A 14,468-nucleotide genomic window follows, 5' to 3' on the forward strand; every position below is an offset into this window, starting at 1 on the left:
ATTTACCAGTAAAACAGATTTTAGATTTATTTTAAATTAAGCTTAAAAAATAGTATGCATGCAGACTATTTCTTACTTTGCATCCATGAATGATCGGACATCAACTATCACAAATCAGAATCATAAGGGCATAAAAAAAGCCCCGAATTGCTTCGGGGCTGGTGGTGATGAGTGGACTCGAACCACCGACTCACGGATTTTCAGTCCGATGCTCTACCAACTGAGCTACATCACCTTTTCATAAAGTGATGCAAAGGTAGGTATTTGTGATTTTGATACAAATCATTCGCATAAAAAAATATTAAAAAGAGTATTCACAATTCATTAATTGCATCAAAATGAGCTTTTTACCTCAAGTAGCATTTTTGATCATCTTAGCGGTTGCTGTATTCATTTTGACCAAGAGGGTTCGTTTCCTGAAACGAAACATCCAATTGGGCAAAGCTGAAGCCCGCAATGATCAACCTGAAGCCCGCTGGAAAACCATGCTTATGGTGGCATTTGGACAGCAAAAAATGTTCAAGCGCTTCATCCCGGCTTTCCTCCATTTGCTGATTTATGTCGGCTTTGTGGTAATCAATTTGGAAGTTCTTGAATTCATTCTAGATGGTATTCTTGGAACGCATCGGCTTTTTGCACCTATATTAGGCTCTATTTACACGGCTGCGATCAATATTTTCGAGTTTTTAGCTGTAGCTGTGTTGTTTTCTTGCGTGGTGTTTCTCTTTAGAAGAAATGTCACTAAAGTCCCCCGCTTCCAAAAGCCAGAAATGAAAGGTTGGCCAACCTTGGATGGTAATTTGATCTTGGTTATCGAAATCATCCTCATGTTTGCCATTCTTACAATGAACGCGACGGATCAAATTTTAGCTAATCGTGGAGATGAGCATTACATCGCTTTGGGCACCTTGTTTTTCAGCAGTTTGATTCAGCCACTTTTTGAGGGAATGAGTACCGGTACCTTGGTGTTTGTGGAGCGATTTGCCTGGTGGTTTCACATTGCAGGGATTTTAGCTTTCGCAATCTATGTGACCTATTCCAAGCATTTGCATATTTTCTTGGCCTTCCCGAATACCTGGTATTCAAATTTGAAACCGAAAGGGGAAATGGCGAACATGCCCGAGGTCACCAATGAAGTGAATATGATGCTGGGAATCCCAACTGATGCTCCAGCAGATCCTCCTGCGGAAATTGGGAGATTTGGGGCAAAAGACATCAATGATCTTTCTTGGGTGAATATTCTCAATTCCTACTCCTGTACGGAATGCGGTCGCTGTACTTCTGAATGTCCCGCAAACCTGACCGGGAAAAAACTTTCCCCCAGAAAAATCATGATGGATGTCCGGGATCGAGCAGAGGAAGTTGGAAAAAGCATAGACGCTGGTGGTCCTGGTTTGGAAGATGGCAAATCTCTGCTCGGGGATTATATCACGAAAGAGGAATTGAATGCCTGTACTTCCTGCAATGCCTGTGTAGAGGCTTGTCCGGTCAACATCGACCCACTGAGCATTATCCTTCAAATGCGCCGCTATGTAGCAATGGAGGAATCCGGCACGCCGGCACAATGGAACGCGATGTTCCAAAACATGGAAACCAGCTTTTCCCCTTGGAAATTCAGCCCTCAAGATCGATTCAACTGGGCTGATTCTGTAAAAAATGAGGAAGTAAAGTAATTACCCTCTTGCTTCTTTTCTCTAATATCTAAAAGTCTAAAAAATGTCAACATATCAAGTTCCAACCATGGCCGAAATGGCCGCTAAAGGCGAAAGTCCGGAAGTTCTTTTTTGGGTCGGATGTGCAGGTTCCTTTGATGACCGATACAAGGCAGTGACCCAAGCATTTGTAAAAATCCTGAATAAAGTCGGTGTCTCATTTGCAGTTTTGGGTCCTGAGGAAGCCTGTACAGGTGATCCAGCAAGGAGAGCCGGGAATGAATTTTTATTCCAAATGCAGGCCGTTGCTAATATCCAAGTACTCAATGGCTATGAAGTAAAAAAGGTGGTGACTGCCTGTCCTCACTGCTTCAATACGATTAAAAATGAATATCCTGCCTTAGGAGGCAATTATGAAGTGATTCACCATTCGCAGTTTCTTCAGCAATTAATAAACGAGGGAAAAGTTGTCTTGAAAGGAGGCGGTGAGTTTAAAGGAAAAAAAATCACCTTCCACGACTCTTGCTATCTAGGCCGCGCAAATAATGTTTATGAAGCTCCTCGGGAAGTCATCAAGGCACTGGATGTGGAATTAGTGGAAATGAAAAGATGCCGTACCAAGGGTCTTTGCTGCGGTGCAGGTGGGGCGCAGATGTTTAAAGAGCCGGAACCTGGCAAAAAAGACATCAATATTGAACGTACCGAAGAAGCCTTAGCCACAGGAGCACAAGCGATTGCAGTAGGCTGTCCATTCTGCCTGACCATGATGACTGATGGTGTGAAAAACAAAGAGCGGGAGAATGATGTCAAGGTTTTTGATCTTGCTGAAATGATCGCCAAAGACATGGGAATATAAGTGAAGATAAAATTGAATCAATTCGACCCTTTTTGCCGTTAGGTAGAAAGGGTTTTTCTTTGTCAAAAAATCAAATTATGTACGTAGCATTCCAAAATTTATCAGAATCAAGTCGTGTTTGGGTATACCAAGCTGACCGAAAACTCAATGAAAAAGAATTGGAGATAGTCAAAAGTGAATTGAAAAAATTCTGTGAAGGATGGAATGTACATGGAAATGGAATTTTGACTTCTTTTGAAATTTTAGAAGATCAGGTAATCGTTTTGGCTGCGGATGAATCTCAGTCCCAAACAAGTGGCTGTTCAATAGATAGCTCCGTTAGAGCCTTGCAAAAGTTGGAAAACCTACTCCAGATCAACCTGACGGATCGAGGAAAAGTAGCATTTAAAGAATCAGGCCAAATCCAAGTTGCGCCGGCTTTGGGAATTCGAAGCAAAGTTCAAGAAGGTGCGATTGTTTCTGATACGCCCGTAATTAATCCCCTCATCCAAACTAAATCCGATTTGAATTCTTTGTGGATTCCTGCTTCAAAAAGTTGGTTGAACAAATACTTTCCAAATTAATTAGTAATATTCAGACAAGATCATCAAAACACCGTCAGATGAAACAGTACTTTTTGAGTCTATTCGTCTTTATGCTTGTTCTTGGAGGCTGTAAAAGCTTGCAAGAAAAAGGCACTGACCAATACCTCTCTGGACAATACCAATATGCTATCAATACTTTTTCGCAAATTTTAGAGGAAGACCCTGAAAACGAGCAGGCAAATGAGGTCATTGCAGAAAGCTATCGACTTTCCAATCGCATCGAAAATTCTGCAGATTATTACCAAAAGCTGATCGAAATCGATCCGAGCTTTGAACGCTATTTCTTTTTAGGACAAAGCCTAAAAGCACAACAAAAAAATGAGGAGGCGAAGGAAGCTTTTGAAAATGCCAAAGATTATACGCAGGACGAAGCATTACTTGCTCGAACCCTGCGGGAAATCGAATCGATTAATCTTGCCGCAGGGATAGAAAATTATTGGCCTTTTCACGAATTAGTTAATTACCGGGAATTGAATAGCCCGGGCGGAGATTATGCTCCAATTGCGAGCGAGAACTTCTTGTATTTCACTTCCGCTCGGCAAGCTTCCGGAATCTATCCGGCTACAGGTACTCCCTACACCAAACTGTTCCGAGCTCGGGCAGATGGTCTACGGGTGGACGTAGGAGCCATTCAGGCTTTACCGGAATTCCCCAATGAAGAAGGATTGAATCAGGCGGCTTTGGCTATCAGTCCTGATGGAAACACGCTGATTTATGCACGTGGAAATTCCACTTCTCCCAAAGATTTGCCAGAAACAGCACTTTTTGCTTCCTACTTTAGAGGAGGGGGATTTACGCTTCCAATTTGGCTTCCTGTAAATGAAGAAGAAAGCTGGTGGAATTCTACACCGGCTTTCAGCCCAGAGGGAGATGTATTGTATTTTGCTTCCAATCGGCCAGGCGGTTATGGGGGAATCGATTTGTACAAAGCTACCAAGCTAGCAAATGGAGATTTTGGAAATGCGGTGAACCTCGGTCCAACCATCAATACTCCCGGAAATGAGCTTTTCCCTCGACCTACCCCGGATGGGAAATTTTTCTTTGCATCAGATGGACATCCAGGCTATGGAAAACTGGACCTTTTCGTAGCGGAACAGGATGAGTCTGGGAAGCAAGTCATCAAGAATTTAGGTGAAAACATCAATAGCACTGCGGATGATTTTGGGATCTTTTTTACCAATTATCCCAAAGAAGGGTTCCTTTCTTCCAACCGGGAAGGTGGAATTGGCGACGATGATATTTATTATTTCGAAGACAAAACTCCGAAACCGAAAATCGTCAATGTTTTGCTGAATGTATTTACCAAGCAGCGCGTAGCAGGAGAGCCTGATCAAGTGCTCGACCAAGCTCGAGTTGTCCTATACGATGGGAATAACAAGCAAATTGGAGGCGACTTCTCCAATCGGAATGGCCGAGTTCGATTCACTTTAGAGCCTCAATCAGATTACACCATCATCGCTTCGAAAGGAGGATATTTCTCGAAATCTGTTCCTTATTCCACTCGGGGAAAAACTCCTGACCCAGCAACTTTAATCCAAGATGTAACCAATATCGATTTGGATACTACGATTGTGTTGGATCAATTGATACTCGAAAAATCTATTGTTCTTGAGAACATCTACTATGATCTAGATAAGGCTGACATACGGCCGGATGCAGCCCAGGAATTGGATAAATTGGTGCAAATCCTAAAGGATAATCCAAACATCCGAATCGAGCTGAGCTCTCACACAGACTCCCGATCTTCAGATGAATACAATTTGGACCTGTCGCAGCGAAGAGCTGAGTCTGCGGTAAATTACATCGTGTCTCAGGGAATCGATCCAAGCCGATTAGTAGCTAAAGGCTATGGAGAAACCCAGTTGATCATCAAAAATGCCCAAACAGAAGAAGAGCATCAGGTTAACAGAAGAACCGAGTTTAAGGTGATTGAGATTAAGGAGTAGACGAATATGTCTCTCGCTACGACGCAGCGGCGCGACGGTTTTTCTCACGTCAAGAGGCAAAGTTGTGAAGAAATTCTGAAGATTATAGAATTATTAGCTTCGGACTGAAAGCCAAGGAATTTTCAGAGACGCTGAAGGCGTCAAACTGTGGATAACCCTAGGTAAGGCAGAACGACGTAACCCGGGGAGAAAAGATCCAAAATACCCTAGCGCTGGCTCATTCTCATTGTGTGAAAAAAACACGATCGCCAGCAAGATGAAAACGAAATGTTTTTGGGATATTTTCAAAGGCAAGGCAGTCAAGAGACTGCCTTACTTTGGGTCCAAATCCTGAGACTTGAGCAATCCTAGCTCGCACGCGAACTGAAACATATTTAAATAACTTCCCTTATTTGATCATATATCAGCCGAGGAACGAGGCTATATTTCGCCGCAGGCGTATTTCACCGAGGGAAGGGAGGGATATATCCCCGAAGGTATCCTAATTCAAGAATATCGTTTCCAGATTTCGGCTTTTTGCTTTTGTCGCTCCCAAAGTGCTTTTGCTAAATCTTCCGCAACTTGATCTGGAGCAGACTCATGTAAAATCTCCTTCAATCGTTGCTCTGACAAATCAATTCGATAACAGATTTGAAGCAATTTTTCCAAGTCCCGATTCAATAGCTCCCCCACTGCTTTGGCAATAATCTTTACTGCCCGGTCCTCATCGAATTGTTCTGGGAGTTCGGGCAAATCAAATTGCTTTCTTGCTAGCGCATAAGCTGTTTCAACCAATTCTGGATTTTTCATGGATTAAAAAAGCCCGGTTTTCCCGGGCCTTAAATTTTATTCAGTTTCTTTCTCTTCTGTCTCTTCATCCGAAGCTTGTAATACCTCAGGTATTTGCTGATGGATGATTGAATACCAAGAAATCAATTTTTTAATATCGGATACATAAACCCGAGACTCGTCCACTTCAGGCAGAATATGCTTCATAAATGCGCGAAGTTCTGCCTCATCTGGATTCGAATCCAATCCCAAGTCACCCTGAAATTCAGCTTCGATTTTCTTCATCACGCTTTCCAAAGGTTCGGCACCTTCTTCATTCAGGGTATAAATGGAAATATCGGCAAGAATGGAAACTCGATGGGAAATTCCGGCTACGAGCTTGGCTTTTTTAGCATCCAAACTCTCTAGAATTACTCCAGTTCGGGTTGGTTTTAAAACTCTAAATAATCCTGGCTTTCCAGATACGGTAGCAATGTCTTTAAAATTCATGGGTTTAGATTTTCAGCTTGCAAATATAAAAGTTGCGCTCAATCCTGCGCACCAGTTTCGTATTCTTTGACCAATTCATCGATAAATTCCAGTAATTCATCTTTCCCGAAAGCGGTCTCCGAACTTGTAACAAAATAATCCGGGGCCTCCTCAAAGATTTCTTCAGTCTTTTTCAGGAATTTCTGAACATTCTGATGGGTCTTAGTTTTGGACTGTTTATCGGCTTTTGTAAAAATCAAAGCCGCAGGTACGCCATTCACCCCACACCAAAGCAAAAACTCCAAATCAATTTTTTGAGGTTCCAAGCGGCTATCGATCAAGACAAATACTCCAGTAAGATTATCCCGTTTCGTCAGATAAGTTTTGATCATATTTTCCCAACCCTGCTTGACCTTAACGTTGACTTTCGCAAATCCATAGCCCGGCAAATCCACTAAATACCACTGATCGTTGATCAAAAAATGATTGATCAATTGCGTTTTTCCAGGCTTTTGCGAGGTTTTTGCCAAATCCTTTTTGCCAGTCAACATATTGATCAGCGAACTCTTACCAACATTGGACCGCCCAATAAAGGCCACCTCTGCCCTGTCTGGCTTCGGGCATTTGCCTGGGTCTGAATTGGAAACAACGAATTCTGCTTTTTTGATCATGTCCTTGGAATTTGATCACAAAATTAGGGTTTAATTCCATAGCGAACACCCTGTATCTTTTTTAACATTTTTCACTTCCTCGGGTTTCTTCAGTATTATTGCGCACCAAAAGTACCATTCTGATGTCCGTAGTCCCTTATAAAGATAAAGAAGACCCTAAAAAAGCACAGGTAGCTGAAATGTTTAACAACATCAGCCCCAAGTATGACCTACTCAATCATGTGCTGAGTTTAGGAATTGATATTATTTGGCGAAAAAAAGCCATCAAAATGCTCCAAAAAGATCAACCTAAATTGATTTTGGACATTGCTACAGGTACAGGGGACTTCGCTATTGAGGCTTTGGCTCTAAATCCAGAAAAAATCATTGGGGTAGATATCTCCGAAGGGATGCTGGAAGAAGGTCGAAAAAAAATGAAGAAACGAAAACTGGATCATATCATCGATATGCAACTGGGAGATTCAGAAGGTTTGTTATTTGAGGATAATAAGTTTGATGCAGTCATCGTTTCATTTGGAGTTAGAAACTTCGAAAATCTGGAAAAAGGCCTAGCCGATATGTATCGTGTATTGAAACCTGGAGGGAAAACAGTCATTTTGGAATTTAGTAAACCAAAGGCTTTTCCGATGAAACAGGCCTATTCCTTTTATTCGAATGCGATCCTGCCTCAAATTGGAAAAATTGTATCCAAGGACAATTCTGCTTATACTTATCTTCCAGAATCAGTCCAGGCTTTTCCGGATGGGGAAGATTTTCTGGCTGTATTGAAAAAAGTTGGATTTCACAGCACGGTATGCAAACCACTCACTTTTGGAATAAGCTCAATTTACGTAGGGAAAAAGTAGGTTTTCTTGCTCTTCTCCTTTTTTTAGTTGCGAATTCAGCTAATTCCCAAGGGCTTTTTGGATTAACCAGCACTTCAGGTTCTGACGATAAATTCATCTCCTACGGGTTTTTCTTGGCTGCTCATACAAATACTTACCGACTGAAATATACCGATGAGTTTGTAAGGGCTTCTGATCCTGCTTCGCCCAATGTACGCGGCATTTTCCCACAGTATAATCCCGGGTTTTCCTTGGGATTCATTGGAATGATGCGTTTTCATGACCAGGTCCAGCTTTTATTTACCCCCAAAATCGGGTTTTATGAATTCCGAACGGAAGTTCAGTACTTTCCGACGGATTTCACTTCTGACCTGGGGAATACACCCGAAGAACCAGTAACACCTGTTGCGGATGTTAATACAATTATCAATGAGGCAACGATGATTGAATTACCGTTACTTTTAAAATACCGCTCGCAACGCTTCAACAACACCCGGATGTATTTCCTTGGAGGAGCTAGTTACCAGTTCCGGACAAAAAGCCAGGATGAAGCCAATTTGGAAGATTTGGTTACTACCGGGCAGGATTATTCCATCGAACTGGGAATGGGTTTCGAGATTTATTTTCGTTTTTTCAAGTTTGCGCCGGAAATCCGGTTTTCGCATGGACTCAATAATATATATCAAGCGGAAAACACCAACCCAGACATCCGAGACGCCATTTCAAGCATCAAACGGAAATCCGTCACGCTCTATTTGAACTTCCAATAAGTGATATCTTTTTAGAAATTTTTCTTTTCCCCTAACTTGGGGCTATGGAAAGAAAAATCGCACTCATCACCGGAGCAACTTCAGGTATTGGAAAAGCTTGTGCTCTTATTTTAGCAAAAAACGGATATGATCTAATCGTCACTGGAAGGAGAAAGGACCGGTTGGAGGAATTGAAAAAAGAAGTGCCATCAGGCATTGAAATTTTACCCTTGACCTTTGATGTTCGGGATAAAGAAGCTGTATTTCAAATTCTAGGAAACCTTCCCGATCGCTGGAAAAATATAGACGTATTGATCAACAATGCTGGGAATGCGCATGGTCTTGACCCTATCCAAACAGGAGATACCGATGATTGGGACGCCATGATGGATATCAATGTCAAGGGGCTATTATACGTTTCCAAGGCAATTATTCCAGGGATGACCGAACGGAAATCAGGCACTATCATCAATATAGGATCCATTGCGGGGAAAGAAGTCTATCCAAATGGAAATGTGTATTGTGGTTCCAAACATGCAGTGGATGCAATCACAAAAGGGATGCGAATCGATCTAAATCCTTTTGGAATAAAAGTAATTGGCATTCATCCTGGATTGGTTGAAACGGAGTTTTCTCTTGTTCGATTCAAAGGAGACGAAGAGCGGGCAGAAAAAGTTTATCAGGGCTATGAGCCGCTACATGCCCAAGATATCGCGGAAATCGTAGAGTTTTGCATTAATCGACCTCCACATGTCGTATTGGCGGACCTTGTGGTACTTCCTACAGCACAAGCATCTGCGACATTGGTAAATAAAAATGCCTAATCCTCTGATGAGATTCCTGTATATCGCCCTTGTTTTGATTATTTGGAGCTGTAGTACCCCAAAAAGTGATCAGGAAATTTTCTCCGAAAAACAAAAGGAAAACCTGTCTCCTATTGCTCAAGTAGAGCAAGAATCTATCCCAACATTAGAACAAACCTTGATTGACCAAGGATTGGTAAATCTAGAAGATGTAATTCCAGGGATTCGGATAGAATTGAAGTATTCTACTACGGACAATTTTTTCGGACAGGATGTTTATGGAGATTTAACTCATGCCTACCTTCAACCGGAGGTTGCGGAGCGATTAAAAAAGGCGCAAGAGATTTTACAAGATGAATATCCGCAGCTTTCCCTTTTGGTTTATGATGGGGTTCGGCCACTTTCTGTACAGCAGATCTTATGGGATAATTTGGACAAACCCGACAGCATCAAGCCACTCTATGTTGCAGATCCCAAAAAAGGCAGCTTACATAACTTTGGCGTGGCGGTAGACCTGACCATCTTTGACACGGAGGCAGATTCTGTTTTGGATATGGGAACTGGCTATGATTTCTTTGGCTATGCTGCCTATCCGGACCGGGAAGCCCAAATGCTGGCCGAAGGAGTCCTCACGGAAGCTCAAATAAAGAACCGGGAAATCCTTCGAAAAGTCATGACTGAAGCTGGATTTACCGGAATTGGATCAGAATGGTGGCATTTTAATGCTTATTCCAGAAAAGAAGCTGGTGAGAAATTTAAAATTGTAGATTAACCCAAACATGGAAAAGCATTTAGGGTCTAAACCTTGAGGTTATTCCAGCTAAAAATTTTGGATCGGATTCCCTACTTTTGCCTGTAGCGAAAAAACCATTTCCCGTGTACAAATCCCTACTCAAACCGCTTCTTTTTACTCAATCTCCTGAAGCTGCCCATCATTTCACCTTCGACTTAACAAAGACCACCTTCAATCTTCCAATCATTGGAAGTATCATCCGAAAGTCTTTTTCATTTGAGGATAAAAAGCTGGAGCGCGAAGTTTTTGGATTGAAATTCAAAAATCCGGTTGGATTGGCTGCGGGATTTGATAAGGATGCCAAACTGATCGATGAAATGGCGATGCTTGGATTTGGTTTCATCGAAATCGGGACCTTAACGCCAAAACCACAAGACGGCAACCCAAAACCTCGCCTTTTTCGCCTTCCTCAGGATGAAGCGCTCATCAATCGAATGGGCTTCAACAACGGTGGTGTTTTAGCGGCCGTCGAGCGATTGAAAAATCGAAAATCAGATGTCATTGTGGGTGGAAACATTGGAAAAAACAAAGTCACTCCCAATGAAAAGGCTGTTGAGGACTACCTCTTTTGTTTGGAAGCCCTGCATCCTTATGTGGACTATTTTGTGGTAAATGTAAGTTCGCCTAACACCCCCAACTTACGGGATTTGCAGGAAAAGGAGCCGCTTAAAGCCTTGCTGACGGCAGTCAAATCAGCCAATGACGCAAAGGAAAAACCGAAACCTATTTTACTCAAGATTGCACCTGATTTGACCGATGGGCAGTTGGATGACATTGTCGAAATCATTCAAGAAACCGGAATAGATGGTGTAATTGCGACCAACACGACCATCGACAGAACTCAATTAAAAACTGACAAAAACCAAATTGAAGCGATCGGTGCAGGAGGTGTCAGCGGAAAAGTCTTAAACAATCGAAGCACAGAGGTCATTCGTTACCTCCATCAAAAATCCAAGGGTACTTTCCCCATTATTGGAGTGGGAGGAATTTTTGGGCCAGAGGATGCAATTGAAAAACTAGAAGCGGGTGCATCCTTGGTACAGGTTTATTCAGGCATGATTTATGAAGGACCTAACCTTATTAAACGCATCAAAAAGGGCTTGGCTACATATTTCTCCAACTAATTTTACGAAACCGACCCGAAACCTTATCTTCAAATTCAGGAATTGAACCGCATCTATGCCCAGCAATTCACCCAAACAAAATACTTTTAGGAAAAAAGGCGAAAAGAATACAAAGACCAAATCAAAAGGATCTGGAATTAAACTATCCTTTGGAGGTTTTAAAAGTTCAAAAATCGTCCTCACCCTTGGGATCATCATGATGTCCTTGGGCATCTTTCTATTTTTTGCATTTATTAGCTATCTTCTGAACGGTCCGGCTGATCAAAGCCTGGTCATGAACAATCCGGTTTCCGAAAGCCGGGAAATTGCACAGGAATCCCAAAATTGGCTGGGACTTTTGGGGGCAAAAGCAAGCCATATTTTGATCTATCGATGGTTTGGTATTGCAGCCTTTCTCATCCCTCCTTTTCTATTCATTTTGGGATTTCGATGGGCTTTTAAGCTTTCTTTAATTTCCCTCACCCGCTACACGAGTTTCGCACTCTTCTTTACATTCTGGCTTGGGTTGCTCACCGGATATATCGTTATTCTGGTAAAAGGATATTCCTATTGGAGTTTCTTGTCGGGTGGATTTGGCTATGAATTAGCCAAGCTTTCCGCTGATTATTTAAGTTGGGGAACCTTTATTTTATTGGCAGGCTCCCTGCTGGTTTTCGTGGTTTTCTTTTTTGACATTGACAAATTGGAATGGTTCAGTACCAAAAATTCAGAGACTGATCTGGATTTATTGGAAGATGATAAAATTACCGAGGATGAATTAGCAATAAAGCCAAGCTCTAAAAATGAGGATCCATTTGGATTAGACGAAGAGGAAGATGAGGTCTTGGACGATGGCTCTTCCTGGACGGTAAAAAATTCAGAAGAACCAGAGACTGAAGAAAATGAATCAGAATTGGATGATTTATTTGAAGTCAAACAAGTAGATCTTCTGGCTGAAAACACGGAAAAACCTACTTCTAAGCCTATTGAAGAAAAACAGTTTTCGGTAACAAAAGCTCAAAACCAGGAGAAGACAGCGGAAGAAGTCGAAAATCTGGATCCCTATGACCCAACCTTGGACCTTCCTCGCTATCAATACCCAACCCTTGATCTTTTGAATGAATATGATCTTCAAAAAGTAACTGTCACTAGACAGGAACTCGAAGAGAATAAAAATAAAATCGTAGAGACCTTAGAGAATTTCAAGATCGGAATTCAGGAGATCAAAGCGACCATTGGTCCTACAGTTACGCTCTATGAAATCGTACCAGAACCAGGTGTAAAGATTTCTAAAATCAAAAACCTGGAGGATGACATCGCCTTGAGTTTGGCTGCTTTGGGAATCCGAATCATTGCTCCGATCCCAGGAAAGGGAACTATCGGTATTGAAGTTCCAAATAAAAATCGGGAACTCGTACCGGCGCGAGCAGTCATCGGCACTGAAAAGTTCATGCGATCGGACAAAGATCTCCCGGTAGCTCTTGGCAAAACGATTTCCAATGAAGTTTTCGTGATGGATCTTGCAAAAATGCCTCACTTGCTGATGGCAGGGGCAACGGGTCAAGGGAAGTCTGTGGGCTTGAATATGATTTTGGCTTCTCTGATTTATAAGAAGCATCCAGCTCAATTGAAATTTGTCCTAGTCGATCCGAAAAAGGTGGAATTGACCCTTTTCAATAAAATTGAGCGGCACTTCCTCGCAAAACTTCCGGGTTCTGAAGAGGCTATTATCACCGATACCAAAAAGGTAATCTTCACATTAAACTCGCTCTGTATTGAGATGGACAACCGATACAATCTTCTTAAAGATGCCGGTGCCAGAAACCTCAAAGAATACAATGCGAAGTTTATAGCCCGGAAACTCAACCCTGAAAAAGGACATCGATTCATGCCTTACATCGTACTCGTGATCGATGAGTTAGCGGACTTGATGATGACGGCAGGAAAAGAGATTGAAGGTCCGATTGCACGATTGGCACAACTGGCACGAGCTATCGGAATTCACTTAGTTGTAGCTACCCAACGACCTTCTGTAAACGTAATTACAGGTATTATCAAAGCTAATTTCCCAGCACGCCTTTCCTTCCGAGTTACTTCAAAAATAGACTCCCGCACGATTCTCGATGCAGGCGGAGCGGATCAATTGATAGGAATGGGTGATATGCTTCTTTCTCAAGGTTCTGAGGTGATCCGCTTGCAATGTGCCTTCTTGGACACTCCCGAAGTAGAAGCAATTTGTGATTGGATTGGAGAGCAAAAAGGATATCCAGATGCCTATCTGTTACCTGAATATGAAGGAGAGGATAGCGACAATTCCATTGGAGATGTTGATCTATCAGATCGGGACCCTTTGTTTGATGAAGCTGCTAAACTCATCGTATTGCATCAACAAGGAAGTACCTCCCTGATTCAGCGAAAATTGAAACTTGGGTATAACCGCGCGGGAAGAATTATTGATCAATTGGAAGCCGCTGGAATTGTAGGGCCTTTTGAAGGATCAAAAGCAAGAGAAGTCCTAATCCAAGATGAAGCTAGTTTGGAACAGTTATTGAATAGTTTGTAGTCGCTGTTTTTAATACTTACGGCTACAAATTCATGAAAAAAATTGCCCTAGTTTTCTCCATCATTGTATTGGGTCTATTTAGTACCCAGGTGGAAGCCCAACAAGATCCCAAGGCCAAAACCATTTTGGATGCAATGAGTCAAAAGTTCCAGAGCATGAATGGCTTTACAGCTCAATTTGATTTTATTTTTCAGGATGCTACCGGTAGTAGTGACCGACAAACCGGAGAAATAGCAGTCAAAGGAGAACAATACCGTCTCAAACTTCCCGAGCAGGAAATCTATAATGATGGTAAAACGGTTTGGACTTTTATTCAAGCAGATGGCTACAAGGAAGTGACCATCAATGATGTCTCCCAGATGGAAGGTGAACTCACCCCTTCGAATATTTACCGGATGTACGAATCAGGGTACAATTACACTCTTTTACCATCCAAGCAGTTTCAAGGCAAAGCTGTGGATGTGGTGGAATTAATTGCATTAGACGGAAATGCTCCATTCGAGCAGGTCAAATTAATGATCGATAAGAACAGCAAAGATCTTTTGGGATGGGAAATGTTTGATGGACAAGGAGGGATGTATTCTTATACATTTAAAAACCTACAGCCAAATGCCAATTTGCCTGCTACCTATTTTGCCTTTGATACCAAAAAGTATCCCGGAATTGAAATTATTGATCTGAGATAAGC

Annotated in this window: 14 protein-coding genes and 1 tRNA gene; 11 read left to right on the plus strand and 4 right to left on the minus strand. The window is 42.0% G+C overall.

All coding sequences use genetic code 11. The annotated features are described in order from the left end of the window. Positions 1 to 159 precede the first annotated feature (159 nt). Positions 160 to 235 (minus strand) — tRNA-Phe (locus tag HWE15_RS01825). Positions 236 to 338: 103 nt separating this feature from the next. Here HWE15_RS01825 and HWE15_RS01830 point away from each other — a divergent pair. The 4 genes from HWE15_RS01830 to HWE15_RS01845 all read left to right on the plus strand — a co-directional run bounded on the left by HWE15_RS01830 (position 339) and on the right by HWE15_RS01845 (position 5,038). Beyond that, positions 339 to 1,673 (plus strand): 4Fe-4S dicluster domain-containing protein, encoded by a 1,335-nt coding sequence (locus HWE15_RS01830; protein WP_290505788.1) that lies wholly within the window; start codon positions 339 to 341, stop codon positions 1,671 to 1,673. A 43-nt stretch (positions 1,674 to 1,716) separates the two neighbouring features. After that, entirely contained in the window at positions 1,717 to 2,508 is a 792-nt protein-coding gene (locus tag HWE15_RS01835; RefSeq protein WP_290505789.1) for a (Fe-S)-binding protein, read from the plus strand. A 77-nt stretch (positions 2,509 to 2,585) separates the two neighbouring features. Continuing rightward, positions 2,586 to 3,071, plus strand: coding sequence for a hypothetical protein (locus HWE15_RS01840; RefSeq protein ID WP_290505790.1), 486 nt, complete (start codon positions 2,586 to 2,588; stop codon positions 3,069 to 3,071). Positions 3,072 to 3,109: 38 nt separating this feature from the next. Continuing rightward, complete coding sequence (locus HWE15_RS01845; protein ID WP_290505791.1) at positions 3,110 to 5,038, plus strand: OmpA family protein; 1,929 nt, start codon at positions 3,110 to 3,112, stop codon at positions 5,036 to 5,038. A gap of 486 nt (positions 5,039 to 5,524) precedes the next feature. On the opposite strand, the gene HWE15_RS01850 is transcribed toward HWE15_RS01845, so the two are convergent. The 3 genes from HWE15_RS01850 to yihA are packed head-to-tail and all read right to left on the minus strand — an operon-like array spanning position 5,525 to position 6,945. Beyond that, positions 5,525 to 5,827: a hypothetical protein gene (locus tag HWE15_RS01850; protein WP_290505792.1), complete on the minus strand. Its 303-nt coding sequence runs from the start codon at positions 5,825 to 5,827 to the stop codon at positions 5,525 to 5,527. A gap of 36 nt (positions 5,828 to 5,863) precedes the next feature. Further along, positions 5,864 to 6,295: a DUF5606 domain-containing protein gene (locus HWE15_RS01855; RefSeq protein ID WP_290505793.1), complete on the minus strand. Its 432-nt coding sequence runs from the start codon at positions 6,293 to 6,295 to the stop codon at positions 5,864 to 5,866. A gap of 38 nt (positions 6,296 to 6,333) precedes the next feature. Beyond that, positions 6,334 to 6,945 carry a ribosome biogenesis GTP-binding protein YihA/YsxC gene (gene yihA, locus HWE15_RS01860; protein WP_290505794.1) on the minus strand — a complete coding sequence of 204 codons (612 nt, stop codon included), beginning with the start codon at positions 6,943 to 6,945 and terminating at the stop codon, positions 6,334 to 6,336. Positions 6,946 to 7,067: 122 nt separating this feature from the next. Between yihA and ubiE the strand changes: the two genes are divergently transcribed. The 7 genes from ubiE (at position 7,068) to HWE15_RS01895 (ending at position 14,466) form a co-directional block, all read left to right on the plus strand. Next, positions 7,068 to 7,790, plus strand: a complete 723-nt coding sequence (gene ubiE, locus HWE15_RS01865) for a bifunctional demethylmenaquinone methyltransferase/2-methoxy-6-polyprenyl-1,4-benzoquinol methylase UbiE (RefSeq protein WP_290505795.1) — start codon at positions 7,068 to 7,070, stop codon at positions 7,788 to 7,790. Continuing rightward, on the plus strand, positions 7,739 to 8,539 hold the full coding sequence (locus HWE15_RS01870) for an outer membrane beta-barrel protein (RefSeq protein ID WP_290505796.1): 801 nt from the start codon (positions 7,739 to 7,741) through the stop codon (positions 8,537 to 8,539). Before ubiE ends, HWE15_RS01870 begins: the two co-directional genes overlap by 52 nt. A gap of 44 nt (positions 8,540 to 8,583) precedes the next feature. Then, positions 8,584 to 9,342 carry an SDR family NAD(P)-dependent oxidoreductase gene (locus HWE15_RS01875; protein ID WP_290505797.1) on the plus strand — a complete coding sequence of 253 codons (759 nt, stop codon included), beginning with the start codon at positions 8,584 to 8,586 and terminating at the stop codon, positions 9,340 to 9,342. A gap of 7 nt (positions 9,343 to 9,349) precedes the next feature. After that, positions 9,350 to 10,093: a M15 family metallopeptidase gene (locus tag HWE15_RS01880; protein WP_290505798.1), complete on the plus strand. Its 744-nt coding sequence runs from the start codon at positions 9,350 to 9,352 to the stop codon at positions 10,091 to 10,093. Positions 10,094 to 10,197: 104 nt separating this feature from the next. Next, positions 10,198 to 11,238: a quinone-dependent dihydroorotate dehydrogenase gene (locus HWE15_RS01885; RefSeq protein ID WP_290505799.1), complete on the plus strand. Its 1,041-nt coding sequence runs from the start codon at positions 10,198 to 10,200 to the stop codon at positions 11,236 to 11,238. Between the two features lie 55 nt (positions 11,239 to 11,293). Continuing rightward, the gene (locus HWE15_RS01890; RefSeq protein WP_290505800.1) at positions 11,294 to 13,780 is read left to right on the plus strand and encodes a DNA translocase FtsK; all 2,487 of its coding nucleotides are present in this window, start codon (positions 11,294 to 11,296) and stop codon (positions 13,778 to 13,780) included. 32 nt (positions 13,781 to 13,812) lie between these two features. Further along, positions 13,813 to 14,466, plus strand: a complete 654-nt coding sequence (locus HWE15_RS01895) for an outer membrane lipoprotein carrier protein LolA (RefSeq protein ID WP_290505801.1) — start codon at positions 13,813 to 13,815, stop codon at positions 14,464 to 14,466. Positions 14,467 to 14,468 lie beyond the last annotated feature (2 nt).

This window comes from Algoriphagus sp. (assembly GCF_013373065.1).
Classification (GTDB): domain Bacteria; phylum Bacteroidota; class Bacteroidia; order Cytophagales; family Cyclobacteriaceae; genus Algoriphagus.

Excerpts from the sequence above, each read along its gene's own strand:
- HWE15_RS01840 (WP_290505790.1), top strand. The coding sequence starts at position 2,586 with ATGTACGTAGCATTCCAAAATTTATCAGAATCAAGTCGTGTTTGGGTA.
- HWE15_RS01855 (WP_290505793.1), bottom strand. The coding sequence starts at position 6,295 with ATGAATTTTAAAGACATTGCTACCGTATCTGGAAAGCCAGGATTATTT.
- yihA (WP_290505794.1), bottom strand. The coding sequence starts at position 6,945 with ATGATCAAAAAAGCAGAATTCGTTGTTTCCAATTCAGACCCAGGCAAA.
- ubiE (WP_290505795.1), top strand. The coding sequence starts at position 7,068 with ATGTCCGTAGTCCCTTATAAAGATAAAGAAGACCCTAAAAAAGCACAG.
- HWE15_RS01880 (WP_290505798.1), top strand. The coding sequence starts at position 9,350 with ATGAGATTCCTGTATATCGCCCTTGTTTTGATTATTTGGAGCTGTAGT.
- HWE15_RS01875 (WP_290505797.1), top strand. The coding sequence starts at position 8,584 with ATGGAAAGAAAAATCGCACTCATCACCGGAGCAACTTCAGGTATTGGA.
- HWE15_RS01895 (WP_290505801.1), top strand. The coding sequence starts at position 13,813 with ATGAAAAAAATTGCCCTAGTTTTCTCCATCATTGTATTGGGTCTATTT.
- HWE15_RS01835 (WP_290505789.1), top strand. The coding sequence starts at position 1,717 with ATGTCAACATATCAAGTTCCAACCATGGCCGAAATGGCCGCTAAAGGC.
- HWE15_RS01845 (WP_290505791.1), top strand. The coding sequence starts at position 3,110 with ATGAAACAGTACTTTTTGAGTCTATTCGTCTTTATGCTTGTTCTTGGA.
- HWE15_RS01830 (WP_290505788.1), top strand. The coding sequence starts at position 339 with ATGAGCTTTTTACCTCAAGTAGCATTTTTGATCATCTTAGCGGTTGCT.
- HWE15_RS01850 (WP_290505792.1), bottom strand. The coding sequence starts at position 5,827 with ATGAAAAATCCAGAATTGGTTGAAACAGCTTATGCGCTAGCAAGAAAG.
- HWE15_RS01890 (WP_290505800.1), top strand. The coding sequence starts at position 11,294 with ATGCCCAGCAATTCACCCAAACAAAATACTTTTAGGAAAAAAGGCGAA.
- HWE15_RS01870 (WP_290505796.1), top strand. The coding sequence starts at position 7,739 with ATGCAAACCACTCACTTTTGGAATAAGCTCAATTTACGTAGGGAAAAA.